The sequence below is a fragment of the Rhodopirellula sp. P2 genome (assembly GCF_028768465.1).
GTDB lineage: Bacteria > Planctomycetota > Planctomycetia > Pirellulales > Pirellulaceae > Rhodopirellula.
In genome coordinates, this window is sequence record NZ_CP118225.1 from 1656083 (window position 1) to 1676576 (window position 20494).

A 20494-nucleotide genomic window follows, 5' to 3' on the forward strand; every position below is an offset into this window, starting at 1 on the left:
TCAAGAGTTTCGACCGTCACGAGATCTTCGAAAGTCTTGACGACTTTCGCTACGTCATTCTCCGGAAAACAAGCTGCATCGGGGCACGAGCCAATGAGCGCGTTCAGTCCTTCGACTTCTTCGCTTTGCTGTCGCTCTTTTTTCCATCGCCTTTGGGTTCCGCCTTGGGTTTGTCGGCGCTCTGACCTTTTTTGTAGCTCTCGCTGCGGTAGTCGGTTTGGTAGAAACCGCTGCCTTTGAAGACGATTGCAGCCCCGGTTCCAAACTGGCGTTGCAGTTTGTTCTTTTTGCATTCCGGGCACTTCTTCAGCACTTCGTCGTTGATGCCTTGGAACACTTCCAACTCGTGACCACAAGCTTCGCACAGATAATCGTAAGTCGGCATAGCAAAGGATTGAAAGAAGAAGGGGGAGGGAGGAATGACGTCAAAGTCGAGTCGGTGATCTTCGAAAGTCTTGACGACTTTCGCCACGGATCAGGCGGAGCCATCACCGGTGCTGACGACGACTTGAGCCGGACGCACAACGCGGTCATGCATTTGGAAGCCAGGTGTGGCGACGTGAGCCACCATGCCCGAGGCGATCTCAGGATGAGGCATTTGCGAGATGGCTTCGTGAAAGTTCGGGTCGAACAGTTCGCCTGCGGCCGGGATCTCTTTGATCGCGTGTTTGGCCAGCACGTCATCGAGCTGCTTGCGAACCATGGAAACACCTTCGACCAATCCGGCGACCGATTCCCCTTCCCCCGCAGCGGTTGCTGCGTCGATCGCTCGCAACAGGTTGTCGCGGACTTGGAGGATGTCGGTGACCAGCGGCATGCCAGCGAATTTCAGTTGGGCTTCGGTGTCGCGTCGCAAGCGTTTGCGGAAGTTCTCCGCTTCGGCTTGGGCTTGCAAAACACGCTTGTTCGCTTCTTCCACTTCGCCACGCAGACGCATCATTTCTTCGTCGCGAGTTTCCTCACCGGCTTGGGAGAAGGCTTCGTCGTTGGTGGCGGAATCGTTTTCGAACGAAGCGTTGGCTTGGGAGTCCAATGATTCGTCTTCGGATTGGAATTCTTCTTTGGATGGTTCGTTCATGAGTCTTTCTCCGTGTCGGTTGAGCCGGTGTTGGCGTCTTCCGGTTCGGGGTCAAAAAAGTGGCGAAGTTTGTCGAGAAACGAAGTGCGTTCGGGAAGCACTGAATCGTGGTCGAGTTCGGCCAATTCGCGGAGCAGTTTTTGTTGTTTGTCGCTGAGCTTCTTGGGGACTTCGATGAAGATCTGGACCAGCAAGTCGCCGGTTCGTCCGCTGCGAGGATCGACGATGCCCTGGCCACGAATGGTGAAGACGTGTCCGGTCTGTGTTCCGGAGGGAACGGTCAGTTCGTGCGGTCCATCGAGAGTCGGCACGTTGATCGCAGCGCCGAGCGCGGCCTGAGCGTAGGAGATGGGCATCTGCAAAATCAGATGCTGGCCTTCGCGTTTGAACAGATCGTGTTCTTTGACGGAGATGAAGCAGTAGCAATCGCCGCTGGGGCCACCATCGGGGCTGGGTTCGCCCTCGCCCTGCAAGCGGACTCGCATGCCGTCGTCGACCCCCGCGGGGATCTCAACGTTCATCTCGGCCTTTTTGTTTTGTGTTCCTGTGCCACGGCATTTCCCGCAGGGTTCGCCGATTTGTTTGCCAGCGCCTTTGCAGGTTGGGCAAGTCGTTTGGACACGCAGGATGCCTGCGGACTGGATGACTTGTCCCTGTCCGCCGCACATGGTGCAGGTGACCGGTTCGCTGCCTGCGGCAGCACCACTGCCGTCGCAGGTGTCGCACGAAACGCGGCGACGGAAGACGATGTCTTTGTGGCATCCACGAGCGGCTTCTTCGAGTGTCAGCGTGACATCGCAGCGAACATCGGCGCCGCGTCGAACACGTCGTCGCCCGCCACCGCCCCGCCGGGAGCCTCCGCCAAAGATGTCGCCAAAACCGCCGCCGAACAGGTCGCCGAAGGCTTCGAAGATGTCTTCGACATCGCCGTATTGTTGCGTGGTGCCTTCGACCCCGGCGTGGCCGTATTGGTCGTACCGGGCTCGCTTGTTGGCGTCGCTGAGGACTTCGTAGGCTTCGGTGGCTTCTTTGAATTTTGTCGTCGCGGTTTCGTCGTCCCGGTTGCTATCGGGGTGGTACTTGATAGCAAGTTTGCGGTACGCGCGATCGACCTGCTGCTTCGTGGCCGTTCGCTCGACCTTCAGCACTTCGTAGTAGCAGGTTTGGGTGGCCATGAGAAATCAAACAGTGAGTGTTCGTGGTCGGTGATCACCTCGGCGCCGAGTCGTCCATCGGTCCGGCTGGGACGTGATGGGAACGACGCTGGGAGGGTCATGAAAACGGGCCGCTCACCGATGGCGAACGGCCCATTTATAAATTGCAGTGTCGAAGGCGGAATCAATGATCCTGTCCTTCGACGCTGGCGGATTTGGAAAGGCGATTAGCTAATCATGCCTTCGACAGGACGTTTGTCTTTGTCTTCTTGCTCGAAGTTCGTGACCAAGGCTTCGGTCGTGAGCAACAAGCCTGCAATGCTGGCGGCATTGGTCAAGGCGGTGCGAACCACTTTGACCGGGTCGATGACGCCGGCTTTGACCATGTCGGTGTATTCGCCCGTGTGAGCGTTGAAACCGATCTTGGGGTTGTTCTTTTGCAAGACTTCGTCGACCACAACGCTGCCGTCGATGCCACCGTTGTCGGCGATTTGACGCATGGGAGCATCCAGGGCTCGCAGGACAATCTCGACTCCGATTTTCTCGTCGCCTTTGGCCTTCTTCTTGGCAGCTTCCAACGCTTCGCGGCAGTGAACCAAAGCCACACCGCCACCAGGCAGGATGCCTTCTTCGACTGCAGCGCGGGTTGCGTGCAAAGCGTCTTCCAAGCGAGCCTTGGTTTGCTTCATTTCAGCTTCGGTTTCGGCACCGACGCTGATGACAGCCACACCGCCGGCCAGTTTGGCCAAACGCTCTTGGAACTTTTCCTTGTCGTAATCGCTGTCCGTTTGCTCGATTTGAGCGCGGATTTGAGCGACACGTTTGTCGATGTCTTCGCGTTTGCCGGCACCTTCGACGATGGTCGTGTTCGACTTGTCGACGGTGACTTTCTTCGCGCGACCGAGGTGTTCCAAGGTGACGTTCTCGAGCTGCATGCCGAGGTCTTCGCTGATCAGCGTTCCGCCGGTCAACGTTGCGATGTCACCCAGCATGGATTTGCGACGGTCGCCGAAGCCAGGAGCCTTGACCGCACACACGTTCAGCGTGCCACGGAGTTTGTTGACCACCAGCAACGTCAATGCTTCCGCATCGACGTCTTCTGCGATGATCAACAGGGGCTGACCGGTTTGAGCGGTCTTCTCGAGCAACGGCACGAGGTCGCGGATGTTGCTGACTTTCTTTTCGTACAACAACACCAACGCGTCTTCGAGACTCGCTTCCATGGTGCTGGAATCGTTGATGAAGTAAGGCGAGACGTAGCCTTTGTCGAACTGCATTCCGTCGACGTATTCGACTTCGGTGTTGCGGCTCTTGCCTTCTTCCACGGTGATGACGCCGTCTTTGCCGACTCGTTCCAACGCGTCCGCGAGCAATTCGCCGATCACGTTGTCGTTGTTGGCAGAGATCGCACCGACGTGAGCGACTTCTTGTTTCCCGTTGACTGGGCGTCCCATTTCAACCAATTGATCGCAAGCGGCTTCGACAGCCTTTTCGATCCCGCGACGAATCGCGGTTGGGTTGCTACCGGCAACGATGTTTCGCAGGCCTTCTTTGAAGATGGCACGAGCGAGCACGGTTGCGGTGGTGGTTCCGTCGCCGGCCAAGTCGCTGGTCTTTTGAGCGACTTCGATGACGAGTTTCGCACCCATGTTCTCGAAGCGATCTTCGAGTTCGATTTCTTTGGCAACGGTCACGCCGTCTTTGGTCACGGTGGGACCGCCAAAGGATTTGTCGATGATCACATTCCGACCGGTGGGGCCCATCGTCGTTGCGACGGCCTTGGCCAGTTTTTCAACGCCGGCCAACATGCGGGCCCGAGCGTGATCGTCAAAAAGCAATTGTTTTGCCACGACTGAATTCCTCGTAGATGTTTTGGGGTGAAAGAACGAACCGGATCAGCCGATCTTGGCCAAAATATCGCTTTCGCGAAGAATCTTCATTTCGTGTCCATCGACTTCGATTTCGCTTCCGCCGTACTTGCCGTAGATCACGACGTCGCCGACCGAAACGCTCAGTTCACCGCGGTTGCCGCTATCGAGCAACTTGCCAGGTCCAACGGCGACGACCGTGCCGCGTTGTGGCTTTTCTTTGGCCGAGTCGGGGAGCACGATTCCGCCAGCGGTGGTTTCTTCGGCTTCGCTGGGTTGAACCACGACGCGGTCATCGAGAGGACGCAGGTTGATTTTTTTAGCAGTGGCCATGAGTTAATTCCTGTGAGTTGAAAGTTGAGTTTGATGTGGGGGTGAAAAAAGGATTGAAAGGAGGGTCGCGGGCAGCGGCTTACATCATGCCGCCCATGCCACCCATGCCTCCCATTCCGCCCATGCCACCCATTCCCATGCCGCCCATGTCTGGCATTCCGCCGCCCATGCCGTGATCGTGATGATCGCCACCGGCAGGTTCTTCTTCGACGGGGATTTCGGCGACCAACGATTCGGTGGTCAGCAACAAAGCGGCGACCGATGCGGCGTTGGTCAGCGAGGTGCGAACCACTTTGGCGGGGTCGACGATGCCAGCTGCGACGAGATCGCAATACTTGTCAGCGTTGGCGTCGTAGCCTTCTGTTTTGCCCTTCATCTGAAGCACGCGGTTGACGACCACGGCTCCGTCGAGGCCAGCGTTGTTGGCGATCGCACGCATGGGCTGGTCGAGCACGTTGCGAATGATTCGCACGCCGAGCTTTTGATCGCCTTCGGTTGCTTTTTCCAGTTTTTCAACGGCAGCACGGCAACGCAGGAGTGCGGTTCCGCCACCGGGGACGATGCCTTCTTCGAGTGCAGCTTGGGTTGCTGCACGAGCGTCGTCGATGAGGGCTTTGCGTTCCTTCATCTCGGTTTCGGTTGCTGCACCGACGTTGATCTGAGCCACACCGCCGGCGAGTTTTGCCAAACGCTCTTGCAGTTTTTCGCGGTCATAGTCGCTGTCAGTCGCTTCGATTTCGCGACGGATTTGAGCGACTCGGCCTTCGATGTCAGCTTTCTTGCCAGCACCACCGACGATGGTGGTGGCTTCGCTGGTGATGCGAATTTGTTTGGCGCGGCCGAGGTCGGAAACCTTGACGCTTTCCAGGTCGATGCCGAGGTCCTTGAAGATCGCCTTGCCGCCGGTCAGGGCAGCGATGTCGCCCAAGATGGCTTTGCGGCGATCGCCGTAACCAGGAGCCTTGACGGCACAGGCCGACAGGATGCCACGCATCTTGTTGACGACCAAAGTGGCGAGCGCTTCGCCTTCGGTGTCTTCGGCGATGATCAACAAAGGCTTCTTGGCTTTGCTGATCGCTTCCAACAACGGAATCATCTTCTTGTTGTTGCTGATCTTTTCTTCGAACAACAGGATGTAGCAGTCATCCAGTTCAACCGTGACGTCGTCTTGGTTGGTGACGAAGTGAGGCGACAAGAATCCGCGATCGAATTGCATGCCTTCGACAACGTCGACGTAAGTCTCGTTGCTGCGGCCTTCTTCGACCGTGATCACGCCGTTTTTGCCGACCTTGGTGAAGGCGTCTGCGAGGACGTCACCAATTTGGGGGTCGTTGTTGCCGGCGATCGTGGCGACTTGTTTGATGTCGCTCTTGCTTTTCTCGTTGATCGGGGTCGCCATTTTGGCGATTTGAGCGATCGCGGTGTCGACAGCCTTTTGGATGCCGCGGGACAGAGCCATGGGGTCGGCTCCGGTTGCGACCATTTTCAGGCCTTCACGGAAGATGGCTTCGCTGAGCACCGTCGCGGTGGTCGTGCCGTCACCAGCCACGTCGTTGGTCTTGCTGGCAGCTTCTTTGACCAGTTGAGCACCGAGGTTTTCGAATGGATCGTCCAGTTCGATGTCCTCGGCAACGGTCACGCCGTCCTTGGTGACTTTGGGCGAGCCCCATCCTTTGTCCAAAACGGCGTTGCGGCCACGAGGGCCAAGTGTGCTGCGGACAGCACGGGCCAGCTTGCTGACGCCGGCAAGCAATGGGCCGCGTGCGTCATCGTCGAAAACGATCTGCTTTGCCACGATGTAGTTCTCCTGAGGTGGTTTGGATCCGACAGGCTCGCGGGTGTTGGACGATCGCAAAGGTGCGAGTCCAGGCGGCCACGGATTCGATGCCAAGAGGGAAAGAGACGGGGGAATGTGTTCGGGTCGAACGAGGCGGTTCGGCCATTCGGGCACGAATGCGTTCGTTGGGGCTCGCAGGTAGCAATCGCCGTACCGAGCGTTTTGGTTTTGTTGTAAGTCTCGAAGGGTTCGGGGGTTATGAAAACGGGGTGGGCGGCAGGCCAAAGTTGGGTGCCTGGTTCTGGGGTCCGCGGTTGCCAACGTGGCAGGAGGGCTTTGGAGGTTGTGAAATCACCATGTGTCCGGCCAGGATCTACCCCAACCGTCGCAATCGTTTCGACCGGCAACCAACGGCCCGAAATGCTTGCCAAGCGGTGAACTGCAGCTCAAGAATCATTGACCTTTGGGCTTTCAAAACCTTCACTTGCGGCAACTGCGCGTCGTTGCGTGGTTTTCAAAGAGTTGAGTTCGTGTTTGATCCGGCCCCTGAGATGCGGTCGGTCAGTCCGTCCTTCCCGATATGATTCAAACCTGATTGGTTGTGCTGATGCGTTGGTGTCATCGCCGATATGTGTTGCCGTTTGCCGTCCTGAGCCAGTTTGTGGGCTCCTTTGCCGCGCCCGTTGCCAACGCGTGCTGCTTGACCGATTGGCTGTATGGCAAGCAACCCGCGTACGTCGCGGGGTACACGCCGGTCGTGGGTGCGCCTGTCACAACGATCACCCCCATGCCTGGGCCCGCCATGGGGGCGCCCGCGATTGCCCCTCCGCCTGGCTATGCCGCCAATTACCCGGGCTACACGGCGGGTTACACACCGCTGATGACCGCGGCGCCAAATTCGTCGTTGTTGCCGCTCAATCCGACCAGCATTTACACGCCGTCGCAGGCTTATTCGTTGCAGCGTCCCGCCTACGGAGCTGTGCCGCTGGACAATCCCTCGGTCTACACCGGGTTGCCCACTGTCAACTCACCTGTCGTTTCCGGCTACCGAGGGGCCGTTTCCACGGGCAGCACCTTCATGGGGGCGGGCAACGTTTATCCCAACAGCAGCTACGCGACCAACCCCGCAGGTGTCCAGCCCGTCACGGCCTACCGTCCCGCGACTGGCTATTCAGCAGCGACGGGGTACCCGACACCGATCCGAAGTGGACTGTCGCGGTTTTTCAATTCGTTGCTGGGAACAGGCTATCGCAGTTCCTATTACACCGCACCGATCACCTACTATCGGCCTGCCACGACCTTGGACCCTGTCACCGGAACCACGGTCACGGTTCAACGCGCTTGTGATTCAACCGTTCAGCAGTTGCAGCGAACCCCTTACACCACGTTCCAAGGTTTGGCATCGCAGCCGACCATGGTCGCTCCCACCACGATGGATCCGTGCATGACCACGGTCGACTCGTGCGGCATTGCGACTTCGGTGGCTCCGGTCACCAGTCCCTACGGTGCTTCGCCTTACGCTGCCTCGCCTTCGACTCAGTTGGCACCTGCCGGTTCGTACGCGGCTCAGCCAAGTTGGGGCGGTGCTCCTTCCGCTTCGGCAATCCCCAGTACGATTGATCCCAATGGCTATGGTGGAGTCGCCCAAACGGGAGACCTGCAGCCGATGGCGCCGCCAGCTTCGGCTCCTTCGAACTTGCAGCCATTCGACGCTCAGCGGCAAACGCTTTCGCCGTTGACAGGGTCGCCCTACGCCAGTGAACCGCCTGCCGAGTCGCAGTCTTCACCGTCCGATCAGCCGCCAGCATCGCAATACCGATACAGCATTGAGCCACCAGCTCAGTCAAACAGCCCAGCCAAGGAGCCTGCTGAAGCGGAACGCACTGATTCGAGTGATGTCTACGACAGTTATCGATACCAAAGCGAACTGGAGGATCAGGGCGAAAGCGAAGAGGGCCCTCAAAACTCGTTGGACGACTATCTCAGTCGAAGCCGGCAAGAGGTCCAGCGGGATCGCGAGGACTTGCGACGTTTGACCGCCGGAAACCTTTCTGCCAATCCGTCTGCCGCTCCTCGTGTGCGACCCATTCCAGCACCGGAGGGTTATCGTCATGCGTTTGATGATGGTTCGGCCCAAGCGGCCGCACCGGTTGCTCGTCCGAGCACCTCGCCAGTCCGTTCGATCCCATCGTTGACGCCGCCATCCGGCTCGGGAGTTGGTCCATTGCAGGCACCCGATTTGTTGCCAGCCCTGCCGCCTCCACCGCGCACCAGCGGTGGAGCTTACGAGCAAGCTCAATCACGAATGGTTCCTTCGATGGAGGATGAAGGTCCGGTTCAGTGGGGATACAAAGTCCGCGAAGCGTCGTTGACGGAACGTCGGCCCTCGCTGCCAGAAACGGCTGCGTTGTCCGAGCCTGCTGGCGACTACCAGCCTGTTCGCCAGCCCGTCCAAGAGCGTTTGAATCGGGTGCAAAGTCGACGTCCCGCTGTGGCCCCCGTCAATGCGACGCCTCGGGCTTCGCAACCTGCGAAACCCCAAGCCACCCAGCATCAAGAGTCGGGCTGGCACGCACTGAATCGCTGAGCCTGGTGCTGCGTCACCACTTCGTCGTTTGGTGAGCCGTTTGGGCGTTCGCCCCGGTTCTGTGGTGGTGGAACCGAGGCGAACGCCTGAGCGGCGAAAGTCATCACCCCGCATTCCAAGCTGTGACCCAGCACTGGTTTAAAATCACCGGGGTCGCCCTGGGTCGAAAATCTGAGACGCCGCAGTTGGATGAATCAGCCGATGCCCATGGGCTCGGCTCGACTCATCACTTCGCGTTGACTCACTCTGCGGAATCGATTCGCACCATCGAACTCTCTTCGCCGAGATCGATCTCTTCATCCAGTTCGAAGTCATCGAAGTTCTGATCGCCCAACGTGGCCATTGCAAATTCGAAGTTGCCTTCGCCGAGGGTTTCGAGCAAGCGGTTGTAGATCCGCATTTGTCTTCCCGTGTCGTCATACGGGCCCGCGATGTAAGTCGGTTTCCCGTTCGTTCCAAAGGCAAGTGCCTCCCCCACCGATTCGGGCTCGATGTGGTGCCACAAGGGCGCGTACTTGCTGTAGTCAGGGTGCGGTTGCAGGCCGCATGATTCGGCATACGCGATCGCGGCTTCCACGACCCCGCGCGCGAACTCGGGCTGGCACGGTTGCAGCATCTGGCGTGACTGCATGTCAGCGATCACATCGTTGTATTCCGTCAGGGTGCGATAGTTGCCAGCCACGTCTTTGACGCCCATGCAACCCAGGTCCACCAAGAAGAACGCCGTGGCAATTTGGCCGCCCGGTGCCGTTCGCGAAAGCATCACGTGCCCGATCGCGGGGCGGGTTGGGTTGGGGGCCAGCAGATCGGCGCTGATCATGCAGTCCTTGATCGTTCCGGTGGCGGCGGCTCGCATTTTGCCCGCCATGGATGCCATCATCTGTTGCTGGCGAGCGAGCTCTTTCTTTTTGCGTTGCTCTTTGGCCTTCAGTTTGGCCAGCTTCTTTTGCTTTTGTTGTTCTGATTTTGCCATCGTTGATCCTCCGTGGTTGAGACAAGTTCGTTGTTGGTTCAGGTACCTTCGAAGCGAATCCGCCTTGCCTAGTCGTTCGGCGGATGAGCGAAGGATTGGTTGTGGTCCCTCGCTCACGCGTCGGGTTGTGAGTCACTTCAACAGCAGGGCGTCACCCGTTGGGTTTCCTTCGCTGTCAACAACGCGATTTTGTTTCGTTGGCACTTGCGAGGCGGGTCAGTGTAGCGAACTTGGTTGCTTCGATGAGAGGCCAGGTTTGACCAATCGGACTAACTTTCCCAGCTCGCCAATTGGTTTGCCCATTGGTTCAGTCGCGGTCGGTGCTTCTCGATCATCGCCAATCCGGTCAGCAACAGCAGTCCGGTGGTGATTCCAAACGCCCACCACGGCCACACCGCGTCGATCGCTTGCGTGGAATGCCAGACCATGCTGGTCACGCCGAGGAACACGAAGATCGTGCCGAGATACAGAAACGGTTTGACTCGCAGCACCACGCCGAGGGCCATGCCGGTCAGTGCAAGCAGCACCAAAATCACCGGTCCCCACAGCGAGCGACCGATTTCTGACAGCAGCATGTCGGCCGTGCTGCTGAGGTAGATCACCAAGGTGCACGCGTACCGAATCGCAGATCCCATGGCTGCATCCAGGCGATCGCGTTGCAGGTGAGCGACCAGCAAAACACAGGCGGCCGGGGGGATCAGCCAGGCTTGCGGGTGCGTGATGAAGTCCCAGCCTGGCACCTGGGTGAGCGTGACCCACAGGGCCGCGTTGGCGAGCACCACCGTCGCGATTCGAGGCAGCCCGTTCTTCCACAGCAGGGACATCATCCCGTAGTAGATCGCACCGACCAACAGCAGTCCCTGGTACGAGGTTGTGCCGCGAAAGAATGTCCAGGACCAAGCCTCGGACTGTGTCACGACCGCGTACGAACCGCTCAGCCAGAACCCAACCACAGGAATCATCGGCAGGAACATGGAGGTGCGCCGCATCACATCCGAGAGCACTTGGTCGCCTCGGCGAATTGCCCACTGAGTCAGACCCACGCTGGCAAACGCGATCACCATCACCACGTAGGGCCAGACCTGTCGCAGACCCAAGAAAGCGATTCCGGTTCGGCACAGAAACAAATGCAACCAAGTCGTCGCGGCAACTCCCTGGGCGATGTACAGCAACCACCTTCGCTGCGAATCGCTGAGCTGCACGCTTAGCAGGGCGTTGGACAACCGAGAGTTGGGCAGGCCGGTATTGGGGCCCGTCAGGATTGCCAAGGCACCCGCCATCGCGGCCAATCCGCCCAGCGTGATCGCGACTGCGATCACCACCGGCATGCTGATGCCGGGGATACCAACCACGGGCGTCCGTACCGCAGACTCCAACGCCAGCATGATGACCAGGGATCCCATGGCGACGATGCCCGAGATCAGCCCGCCGCGGGTCAAGGCTTCGCTCCAGCGATCCAGGAACGGACCCTTGAGCAACTTGGGGATGGCTAGCAACAACATCGCCACCATCAAGACGCCCGCGATCAGCAATCGCATCACCGCGATCAAGGCAGGGTGCTGCAGCGGCAGGCCGGTCAGCAACGCCATCAGAGCGATCGACCACAACGCGATGGCAACGGTGATGTGACGTCGTCGCGAGGTGATGGCAACGTTGTTGGCGAGGTTTCTTTCGGACAGTTCAAAGAACACCCAGGCGAGTGCACCGGTGGCCAGGATGCAAACCCGCGGCCATGGTTCAGGGGTGTGGTCCAGCACCAACCAGCAGGCCAGCAGGGAACTCAGTCCAACCCACAGCAGCGTCACCTGTTCGAGCGCATTGGCCAATCGCAGGCGAGCTTGTCCAAGCAGTGAAGTGCCAAACGTCCACGCCACCAAGGCGGCCGACACGGCCAGGTGAGTCACCGCCAACCCTTCGTTGGTTGTCAGGCCCGCTGACGCTCCAATCCAAAGGGCGACTTCGCTGATTGCGATGCAGGAGAGCACGACGCTGACAAACCAAACCGTTCGTTCGCTCGGCCGCAGCCAGGCGGACGCGGCGACCAATCCAAGTGAAGCCAACGTCAGCGTGCCGCTGGTCACGCCGATCCAACCGGAATCAGCGAAGGCGGAGTTGGGCAGTGCCAGGTGCGACTCCATCCAACCGAACGCCGCGATGGGGATCATGGCACAGGCGGTTTCCAGGTCAGCCAACGGTGCCGAGCGATCGTTTCGCACGCTTCGCCAGACGATCACCCACAGCGCCATCCAAGCCAGCCAAATGGATGTTGGATCAAACTTGGCCACGGCAATGACCGGATCCAAGACGGTGTTCCAGAGCAAGAACCCGCCCACCCCAACGGTCATCCATCCCAGCATTCGCGGCAGGATGAATCGCCAGTCCCAACCGGGCAATGAGGTGACCGAGCCGATGGTTTGCCAGGCCGGACGTGGAGGGCTGGTGGAGCTGTTTTTCGAGTCGTCGTCGCTCGTGGTCACTCGCCCGAACCGAGTGCAGAGAACCCCTGCCACGGACAAACCCAGCACCGCCAGGAACGCCAATTCCCAAGGGGCAGTGTGGTTGTCGAACAAGGCGACCCAGGCCATCAAGAAGGTTAACAGTGTCATGTGCCAGGCATGCAGCGGGATGTTTCGAATCCAGTGCAGCACTGCTGATCCAATGGACGCGGCGAGCCAAAGACTGCTCAGGACAACCAGTGCTGATTCAGGCTGGACCCACTGCATCCAAACGGTGAAGACGGTTGCCTGCCCGGACAAAAGGCTGATCGCAAACGGCCAAGCGTCGCGAGCCGGTGTGGCGACGCATCGCAGCGCAACCGCGGCGGCAATCATGGATACCAAGCCACCGACGGGCAGCGTCCACAAGGAAGACGGGATTTGCAGCATTGTTCCGGTCGATGAATACGCCACAAACCCGGCTCCGATGCAGGATGCCAATCCAGCGGTCAGGATCCAGACCCGCGAAAAATGGGCTCCCGCGATCGAGCGTGAGGGGCCGCTCTCAGATGACCCGAAAGCATTGCTGGTAAACCGCTGCAGCAGCCACCACGCCAATGATCCCAGCACCGACATTTGTGCCCACACCAAAGGCTGGTTCGCAAACGGAATTCGCGTGGCGATCGCCGGGGTCGCAATGCCTACCGCCAGCGGCAGCAAGACGCTGGAAAGAATCGAGTTGGACTTCGCTTCGCGTTCGGAGGCCGCTCTGGAAAACAACAGCCCGACGGATGCGATCGTCCACCAACTGGTCACCGCCAGCGTGCTGAATCGATCCGGCGAAAGGTTGTTCCGCAGAGGTGCGAACCAATCTGTCGCCAGCAACACCAGTGATCCTGCTGCGACCAACCCCGCGAGCATCGCGTGGATCACAGGTCGTTCGGACGTGCTCGGCAGCAAGCAGGCAATCAGCGGGTTTTGAGGGGGCAATTCCGACGCTGCGTTCCCGAGCGGCAACCCTGCGTTGTTTATGATTTGCGCTCGGAATTTCCAAGCCAGCAGGAACGCACAGGCGAGCGAGGTGGTCAGGGCCAGGCACGCGGCAGCGGAGCCCGTCCAGGCCAGTGAGAGTTGGCTCGCCAAGTACAAGCTGCCCGCACCAAGCAATCCCAGGAACCAATCCTGCCAGCCGTTTTTGGACCAGGGCGAGTCGTCGGTGTGGCGGCGTGAGAGAACGAACAACGCGGAGGTGCCCGCGATCAATCCCAAGCAGGCCGCTGATTCAAACCAAGCAAAATTCGCCGCGGCAATCCATTCGTTGGTGGGCCACTGCGCAATTGCTTCCAGGGGAGCCGCCACGATCGCGGCGTATTGGCGAGCGACAGTGAAGATGAGCGTGCCGGTCGCCAGCATGGCGAACAGGCCATCCGGCAGTTGAGCCCAATTCAATTTGCTATCAGGGAACCAACTTCGAAGTGGTGCGACCGTTCGAACCAGCATCCAAATCGCGGACGTCACCGCGAAGGTTGCCGCGACCCACCACATCGCAATTCCGCCCAACCAAGATTCGGAGTGCCAAATCATCACTCCCAGTGAAGCGGTGAGGGTGGTTGCGACGGTGATCGTTGACAGCCCCATCGAAGTTTGCAGCCAACCTCGTTCTCGCAGCAGAATCGCAACGCCGAACAAAGAGGCCACGAGCAGCCAAAGTTGACCGCTGGCGGACCACCACCCGGGGGCTGCGAGCTCGTTGCCGAAGAGCGACAGCAATCCGATTCCGGCAAGGGCAGCGGCAGACAAACATGCCATCACTCCCGCCGACGACGCGTGATGTCGCATCGACCGCTTGCCCGCGAGCGAAAGTGAGCCGGACGGCGCGGTTGAGAGGGCTGGTTCGCTGGCGTTGGATTGCCGGTAAAGCAAGAGCTTTGCCAGCACCGCGGCGACCATCAGCGACATCGTGACCGCGAGTCCAATCCAAGGTGTCAGTGGAAGGTCGGCATGGAGACGGCCGTCTGTCCAGGACAGCAGTCCCAACACCGAAGTCCAGAACGCGATCAGGATCACTGGCGTTGCGAAGGCGGCTCGTGAATCTTTGAAGGCAGCCAGGATGCATCCCAGGGCCGAGATGCCAAGCACCACATCGACCAGCGTCGACGGTACCTGACCGAGCCAGGCGGGCGGGGCAACACTGAGCACCAAGGCTTGAACGAACGCGAGTGCGCCCCAGGCACAGGCCGCCAGCCAACTCGGGGCGACTTGATTGCGAGCCCAGGATTTGCCGCTCGCGAATTGGTTCAGAGCGAAGCCGACCCCACCGAGAATCAGGGCGATTCCTAGCGAGGTGACCATCGACTCGCCGCCCACGATCATTCGCCACAGCGGTAGATCGCCCCAGTTGATGTCGCCCATCCAAACGGGAGACGAGAGCATCGCGGCGATGCCCAGAGGCAGCGTCGCGCCGATGATCCGAGAGGGTTGCCGCAAAGTGATGGACGCCGCGATCCACGATGCCGCTGCGACCACGGCATGCATCCACATCCAGTCCAGCTTGCGAAGCGAGGCCGGCAGAATCGCCAGCACCGCGGCCATCGAAAGCAATGTCAAAACCGTTGCGATCAAATTCGAATTGGCCATCCAGCCATGTTTGTCAGAACCATCGCTCGCGTGAGTCAAGTGAACGCGAAGCTTCAGCACGTCGCTGTGACAACTCGAGGCAATCGCGATCCAAAACGGAATCGATGCGATCGCGATTTGAATCCAAGCGGTCTGCACCGCGAATTCGTTTTCCAAGCCGCTGAATAGGAACGCCGCGTAGACCAGGACGCTGGCCATCGCGGAAGAAGCAATCCCCAGGGAGAGCCAACGGTTCTTCCAGAGCCTTCGGCCACCGACGGAGTTCGTGCGCAGATGCGACCGAAGGTGCGTTTGCCGCGTGCGCGGCGGCCAGAGCAACGCCGCCGCAACGCAGACCGCGGGAACCAGAATCGCGAATCCAGCGTTGGGACCGAGCAGGCGAGCGGCGGTCGGAAGCAAGGGCAGTGTGAGCGTTGGTGCGATGACACTGGCCGTCATCGGCAATGCATCGGCGCGACCAACCAAGCTGCGTGACGATTGCAACAGCAGCCAACCGCAACCGGCCAATCCAGCTGCGATCGTGCCCAGCGTTGTGGGCTCGGAAAGTGAAACGGAATCCAGTGATGCACCCGCCGCGGCCATGCCTGCTAACACACACAGAGGAACCAGCAACGTCGCGATGATCAACACCGCGCGGCTGGTGTGCCGCAGCTTCCATCGCCGCACCGTGTACAAACCCGCCGCGAAGATGGCCGCGTCGGCGGACATGAAGATCAACGAGGGCACGACTCGGTGGGCGGACGTCAGCGTGTTCCAGAGACTGACGACCAAGCCGATCGAGCAGACCACAACCAAGAGCCCCGCGACCAGTTCGCCCCAGCGAATGTTGTTGCGAGCCAGAAACGAGGTCACCACTTCTGACAACGCTCGCTTGGGCGTCGTTGGGGCTGGGGGATCGTAGACGGCTTCGGCGGTGGCCGCTTCTACAACAAAGGGATCGATGGCCACGGGTTCGGTTGGCGACGTTGCGATCGAATTGGCTGCGATCGGGGGGAGGGAATCCGCGATTGGTTGGGGAGTCGCAGCGGTTGTGGCGGGAAGAATTGGCTCGACAACTGGTTCGACGTCCGTCGGTGTCGAGTCCAGGGCCAAGTCGTGGGCGGACGCTTTCAATCGGCCGGCGGTCTCGGTATCGACTTGGCCGGTGGCGGTCAACGCATCCATCATCCTTGAAAACGCGGCCAGGTCCGCCGAGGCCGATGGTTGATCAACGAAAGCTGTCGAGCTTTTCTGGCTTCGGGTGGTGGATCGCTGCGTTGCAGGTGTTTCGGCCCGGGGTGGTGGTGATGGATAGAGCGTTTTGGGAGCGAACACCAGGCGAAAGATGGTCGCGAAGACGACCCAGGTCAGGTGCCCGACCATCGTGATGATCAGCCAACCGATCGCAATGAAAAACAGCACTTCCATCATGGAAACCGCAGCAAGAAGCAGGGAAGGGACCGAAACGGTCGGATACAGGCCAATCTAGGCCAAGTGGTTCTCTGCTAGAGACCATGGAGAGGAAAATGCTTCGGGCTGGTGCGATTTTTCTTGGTTGGTGGAGCGCGATGGGGGCGTTTCGAGTTGAGATCCGCACGAAAAAAGAGCCACACCGATCAAAATCGATGTGGCTCTTGCTGATGGATCTTCTGCGGGTGGCGAACCGAGGTCGCCAATCAGGTCACAGGGAGGCTTCGTTGGCTCGGGTCTCTCGTGAAGCAGCAGTGCCCATGGCACCCCAGACACCAAAGGGGCTTTCCACGCCGGCCGCGTGTCCGGTTCCGGGGCCACGTGGGGTCACGGTTGTGTTGCTGTCCATGCCTTCGGTCGAAGCGTTGATCGAGTCGGTGATGAACTTGATCGAACCGTCGGTCATCAGCACGTGGGCTCCGCCTTGGTGACGGCTGGTGACGCTGTAGACGCCCCCGGTCCAGTCCGACCCGGGGCCGGTGCTGTAGGTGCAGCTCACGCTGTTGGGGCCCAGGATTGTGTTGATGGCTGAGTTGCAGCTGACGGAATCGGTCCACCAGCGGCCGCGGTTGGATTGTCCACCGTAGCTGCCGTAGCCAATCAGCTCCTGGGCCGGTGCATAGAACTGAGGGCGTTCCGGATCAATCGTGTTCTTGCACTGCACCAAGTCGGTTTGGAAGTCTTGGCTTCCGAAGACTGCCGCGGTGCCGATGATCGAACGGTCATCGAGGAAGTTGGCCATTTCACCCATGATGATGGTTTGGCTGGTGCCATCGAGGCAATCGCGGAATTTCTTCTTCTGGTTCCATTTCCACATGCCTCGCCACACGGCTGCATCGCCCGCCCACTCATACCCAGGGTCGCTTCGTTGGTCTCCGTCAAACCAATAGAAGGTGATGTAGCGTGCCGCGTCCCCGTAGCAGAACGCATAGTTCGTCCGGCCGATGGTCTCGCCTTCGGCAGGATCCGATGGGCAACGCAGGGTTGGGATTTGGAATCGGTTGGGTGTGTAGTCGGAGCTCCATGGGAACCCGCCGAATTCAACGTAGGTGGTTCCACTGTCGCTGGTATGAGGGTTGGAGATCATCTCCCAGACGGCTTGTTGTTCCATGAATGGCATCATGGCGACGGTGGGGCCCAGTCCACGCCACTGGGTTTGGGTTGCAACGCGACTATAAGGAAACGTGTTGTAGGCGGCGTGGTAGTTGTGAAGTGCCAAGCCCATTTGTTTGAAGTTGTTGCTGCAGCTCATGCGTCGGGCTGCTTCCCGAGCGGCTTGGACGGCAGGCAGAAGCAAACCAACCAGGACGCCGATGATCGCAATGACGACCAGGAGTTCGACCAGGGTGAATGCCGAGCGGGTCGTGCGACTCGGAGCAGGGTTGGGGCGAGTCTGCCCAAGCGGTGAATGTGTAACGGACATGGTTGCACCTGAAAGAAGTGTGGCCATCTGACCACGGGAAGTTCGGAATGAATGAAGATTCAGGATCGCCGGCCCATGAGTGAGCTGGTGTTGTTTCCTGAATATGTTGGGATTCCGCCTCTCCCAGCTGGATGCAAGTGGATCGCATCCCTTGTGTTGCCCGCCGATTCATCGCCATGGGATGAATGGTGATGGGACTTTATTTCTTGGGTCGCTTGGCAGCGGCCGAATTGGCTCCGCCCATGATTTCTTCCACGGATGCTTGTTCTTCATCCGCGGCATCAAGGGGCAGCAATTCCGTTTCGGAACTGCCGCATCCGGCCAAGGCCGTTAGAAGAAGCCCTGCGGCTAACCATTTGCCCATCTGGCTCATCGGTTCTGTCATCTTTGCGTCCTGTCAGGTCATGAAACCAAACGGCCGGGCAATCGATTCAGTGTTCTGTTGCTCTTTCAACCGGCCACTGCAATGACCATAAGCACTTTTTCTGAAATGCCAAATCTCAAACGCGGTGCGGCCTAAGCCAACACCGCGAAAGTTGGTTGTTTTTGAGCGTGGGGGGGAATCTCAACTGTCATGATGTTTCCGAAATGTTCCACGGAAGGGCGTGGTTTTGAACGCTGATTTCTTCCGTCGAAATTCAAGGAAATTTGACTTTTTATGCCAAGATTCGGACTTTGACCCTAAGAAATCACGCCTTGTGTCCAGGCTCCATCCACCAGACGCCAAGTGTCGGAGGTTGGGGGGGCTGATTGCAGCAAAGCTGGTAGGCGAGACTCTTTGACATTGTCATAGCTGGTCAGTTTGCCGAACCGGATCAAAGAACCGGGAACTCCAACCGCCGTGAATCCTGGGTGCCCGGTCGCGGGGTAAGGGCCACCGTGATTCATGGCAGCACTGACGGCCACACCGGTTGGCATTTTGTCATTGAGGATGCGGCCCACTTTGGGTTCCAGCTCAAACGCGATTTGAGCGTAAGTGTCTTCGTCGGCACCTTGGCTCGAGGAGTAGATGCATCCGGTCAGGTTGCCTTCCAGGTGACGGATCGCATCGCAGAGTTGTTGGGTGTCGTCCGCGACCATGATCAACGAGGCGTTTCCGAAGGCTTCGGTTTGGAAGCCTTCCGGGTTGCCAAGGAACGCTTCGCCGCTGGTTTTCAGCAGTGTGTTGGCCATCGCACAACGATCTGTTTCGGCTTCTCCTCCGCCGGCAAGCAGTTCGGCACCAAAGCCGACGAGTGCTTGGATGCTCTTGCCCAACGAAGTTGCGACCGCAGGTGACAACAGGGTTCCGGCCGGTGCGGCGATGAAACGCTCTTTCACCGCGGCGATGAATTTGTCCGTGGCTTCGCCTTGGACGAGCATCACCATGCCGGGATTGGTGCAGAATTGCCCGGTGCCCATCAGGACGCTGGTGATGAACTCATCGACAATTGCATCGCTGCGTTCTTCCAGGGCTGCGGGGGTGATGACAACGGGATTGACGCTGGAAAGTTCCAGGTAGATGGGTTTGCCAGCTTTGTCCGCGGCGGCTTTCAGGGTCAGCCCCGCGCCGCGGCTGCCGGTGTAGCCGGTCGCTCCGATGCGTGGATCGGAAACCAGTTTTTCGCCATCCGCGTGGCTGGTTCGATAAATCAGTTGCACGGTTGCAGCGGGAAGTCCGGTCTCGGTGAGGGCCTCGAGGGCCAGTTCGGCAAACAGACGCGTGGTGTCGGGGTGCGAACTGTTGGCTTTGCCGATCACAGGGTTGCCAGCTGCGATGGCGGCTGCGAAATCGCCCCCGGAGACACTGCCAAATGCGAATGGGAAGTTGTTGGGGCCAAACACGCAGACGGGACCCAGGGGGCCCAAGCACGAACGAATGCCCGCTTGGGTGTCGATCGTGGGCATGGCCCAGTTGCCTGTCCGGCAGGCTTTGGCGGCGGCACGCAATTGGTTGCTGGTGCGGGGCAGTTCGACATCGGCCAAGCGGGGTGAACGTCCCAGGCCGGTTTCGGCAAATGCGGTTTCGACCAATTGATCCTTGGCGGCGTCAATCTTGTCCGCGTACGCTTCCATGAAGTCCGCGATCTTGGCCGGCCCAAGTTTGCGAAGTTCCGCGGCGGCTTCGACGGCGGCATCGAGTGCTTCGTCGCAGTCTTTCCAGCCACTGACGGGGAACTTGGCGTCGAGTTTTTCGTTGCGATTGGGATCGGTGGCTTGGAAGGTCGACTCGGTGTTGGCCTCACGCCAAGTTCCAGCGATCAAAACAGGGTGTGTGGCGGGAGAAGCGATGGACATAGCAGGCAATCTTTCTGCGACGAGGTGTGACGGACGCGAAGGAACTCGATGGAGTTCAACCTGTATCGTCAATCATTCGCCGCGTTGTCTCAAGCGGTCACATTGTGGTTGCCGCCAATCAATCGCCAGGACCCAGCCGGGGGTGGATCAATCATCCGCTAGAAATCGCGATTCCACGCACGCCATCAATTGGCTCAGGTGAGGTTCGACGACTTGGTAGTACACACGACGACCTTCGCGTTCGCTGTCCAGGAAGCCGCATCGCTGCAGCAATCGGAGGTGCTCGGACGCCAGGTTGTCTGCGATTTCGCAGTCGGCGGCGATCTCACCCACGGTGTAACGACTGTGCAGCAGCAACTGCACAATCCGCAGGCGGACCGGATGAGCCAGTGTTTTCAGGCATTCGGCGGCTTCGGCGAACGCTTGCACGTTTCCCGCGGGTTTGGGGGGGGCTTCCGAGACGCGTTTGCTGGAACGAGGTTTTGAAGCGGCCATGGCGGACT

Annotated in this window: 13 protein-coding genes; 1 reads left to right on the forward strand and 12 read right to left on the reverse strand. The window is 59.3% G+C overall.

The genetic code is table 11. From position 1 onward, the window contains the following. Positions 1 to 103: 103 nt before the first annotated feature. From PSR62_RS05725 to groL (PSR62_RS05750), 6 genes are all read right to left on the reverse strand, one after another. A complete protein-coding gene (locus tag PSR62_RS05725; RefSeq protein WP_274406854.1) occupies positions 104 to 385 on the reverse strand; it encodes an FmdB family zinc ribbon protein in 282 nt (93 codons plus the stop codon). A 90-nt stretch (positions 386 to 475) separates the two neighbouring features. Continuing rightward, complete coding sequence (locus PSR62_RS05730; RefSeq protein WP_274406855.1) at positions 476 to 1078, reverse strand: nucleotide exchange factor GrpE; 603 nt, start codon at positions 1076 to 1078, stop codon at positions 476 to 478. Next, positions 1075 to 2253 (reverse strand): molecular chaperone DnaJ, encoded by a 1179-nt coding sequence (gene dnaJ / locus PSR62_RS05735; protein WP_274406856.1) that lies wholly within the window; start codon positions 2251 to 2253, stop codon positions 1075 to 1077. The genes PSR62_RS05730 and dnaJ overlap by 4 nt, the downstream gene beginning before the upstream one ends. Before the next feature lie 206 nt (positions 2254 to 2459). Next, entirely contained in the window at positions 2460 to 4082 is a 1623-nt protein-coding gene (gene groL, locus PSR62_RS05740; protein ID WP_274406857.1) for a chaperonin GroEL, read from the reverse strand. Positions 4083 to 4127: 45 nt separating this feature from the next. Beyond that, entirely contained in the window at positions 4128 to 4433 is a 306-nt protein-coding gene (gene groES / locus PSR62_RS05745) for a co-chaperone GroES (RefSeq protein ID WP_007330007.1), read from the reverse strand. A gap of 79 nt (positions 4434 to 4512) precedes the next feature. Next, complete coding sequence (gene groL, locus PSR62_RS05750; RefSeq protein WP_338020140.1) at positions 4513 to 6228, reverse strand: chaperonin GroEL; 1716 nt, start codon at positions 6226 to 6228, stop codon at positions 4513 to 4515. Between the two features lie 589 nt (positions 6229 to 6817). Between groL (PSR62_RS05750) and PSR62_RS05755 the strand changes: the two genes are divergently transcribed. Next, a complete protein-coding gene (locus tag PSR62_RS05755) occupies positions 6818 to 8797 on the forward strand; it encodes a hypothetical protein (RefSeq protein WP_274406858.1) in 1980 nt (659 codons plus the stop codon). 241 nt (positions 8798 to 9038) lie between these two features. Here PSR62_RS05755 and PSR62_RS05760 read toward each other — a convergent pair whose 3' ends face one another. The 6 genes from PSR62_RS05760 to PSR62_RS05785 form a co-directional block, all read right to left on the reverse strand. Continuing rightward, complete coding sequence (locus PSR62_RS05760; RefSeq protein ID WP_274406859.1) at positions 9039 to 9770, reverse strand: hypothetical protein; 732 nt, start codon at positions 9768 to 9770, stop codon at positions 9039 to 9041. 269 nt (positions 9771 to 10039) lie between these two features. Beyond that, positions 10040 to 16252 (reverse strand): hypothetical protein, encoded by a 6213-nt coding sequence (locus PSR62_RS05765; protein WP_274406860.1) that lies wholly within the window; start codon positions 16250 to 16252, stop codon positions 10040 to 10042. 250 nt (positions 16253 to 16502) lie between these two features. Next, positions 16503 to 17714 (reverse strand): DUF1559 domain-containing protein, encoded by a 1212-nt coding sequence (locus PSR62_RS05770; RefSeq protein WP_274406861.1) that lies wholly within the window; start codon positions 17712 to 17714, stop codon positions 16503 to 16505. Positions 17715 to 17913: 199 nt separating this feature from the next. After that, positions 17914 to 18099 (reverse strand): hypothetical protein, encoded by a 186-nt coding sequence (locus PSR62_RS05775; protein WP_274406862.1) that lies wholly within the window; start codon positions 18097 to 18099, stop codon positions 17914 to 17916. 296 nt (positions 18100 to 18395) lie between these two features. After that, complete coding sequence (locus PSR62_RS05780) at positions 18396 to 19991, reverse strand: aldehyde dehydrogenase (NADP(+)) (RefSeq protein ID WP_274406863.1); 1596 nt, start codon at positions 19989 to 19991, stop codon at positions 18396 to 18398. 147 nt (positions 19992 to 20138) lie between these two features. After that, positions 20139 to 20486 (reverse strand): ArsR/SmtB family transcription factor, encoded by a 348-nt coding sequence (locus PSR62_RS05785; protein ID WP_274406864.1) that lies wholly within the window; start codon positions 20484 to 20486, stop codon positions 20139 to 20141. Between the last annotated feature and the right edge of the window lie 8 nt (positions 20487 to 20494).

Bases quoted from the DNA above. Each gene is read 5' to 3' on its own strand.
- PSR62_RS05725 (WP_274406854.1), bottom strand. From the start codon at position 385: ATGCCGACTTACGATTATCTGTGCGAAGCTTGTGGTCACGAGTTGGAA.
- PSR62_RS05730 (WP_274406855.1), bottom strand. From the start codon at position 1,078: ATGAACGAACCATCCAAAGAAGAATTCCAATCCGAAGACGAATCATTG.
- dnaJ (WP_274406856.1), bottom strand. From the start codon at position 2,253: ATGGCCACCCAAACCTGCTACTACGAAGTGCTGAAGGTCGAGCGAACG.
- groES (WP_007330007.1), bottom strand. From the start codon at position 4,433: ATGGCCACTGCTAAAAAAATCAACCTGCGTCCTCTCGATGACCGCGTC.
- PSR62_RS05755 (WP_274406858.1), top strand. From the start codon at position 6,818: ATGCGTTGGTGTCATCGCCGATATGTGTTGCCGTTTGCCGTCCTGAGC.
- PSR62_RS05760 (WP_274406859.1), bottom strand. From the start codon at position 9,770: ATGGCAAAATCAGAACAACAAAAGCAAAAGAAGCTGGCCAAACTGAAG.
- PSR62_RS05765 (WP_274406860.1), bottom strand. From the start codon at position 16,252: ATGATGGAAGTGCTGTTTTTCATTGCGATCGGTTGGCTGATCATCACG.
- PSR62_RS05770 (WP_274406861.1), bottom strand. From the start codon at position 17,714: ATGTCCGTTACACATTCACCGCTTGGGCAGACTCGCCCCAACCCTGCT.
- PSR62_RS05775 (WP_274406862.1), bottom strand. From the start codon at position 18,099: ATGACAGAACCGATGAGCCAGATGGGCAAATGGTTAGCCGCAGGGCTT.
- PSR62_RS05780 (WP_274406863.1), bottom strand. From the start codon at position 19,991: ATGTCCATCGCTTCTCCCGCCACACACCCTGTTTTGATCGCTGGAACT.
- PSR62_RS05785 (WP_274406864.1), bottom strand. From the start codon at position 20,486: ATGGCCGCTTCAAAACCTCGTTCCAGCAAACGCGTCTCGGAAGCCCCC.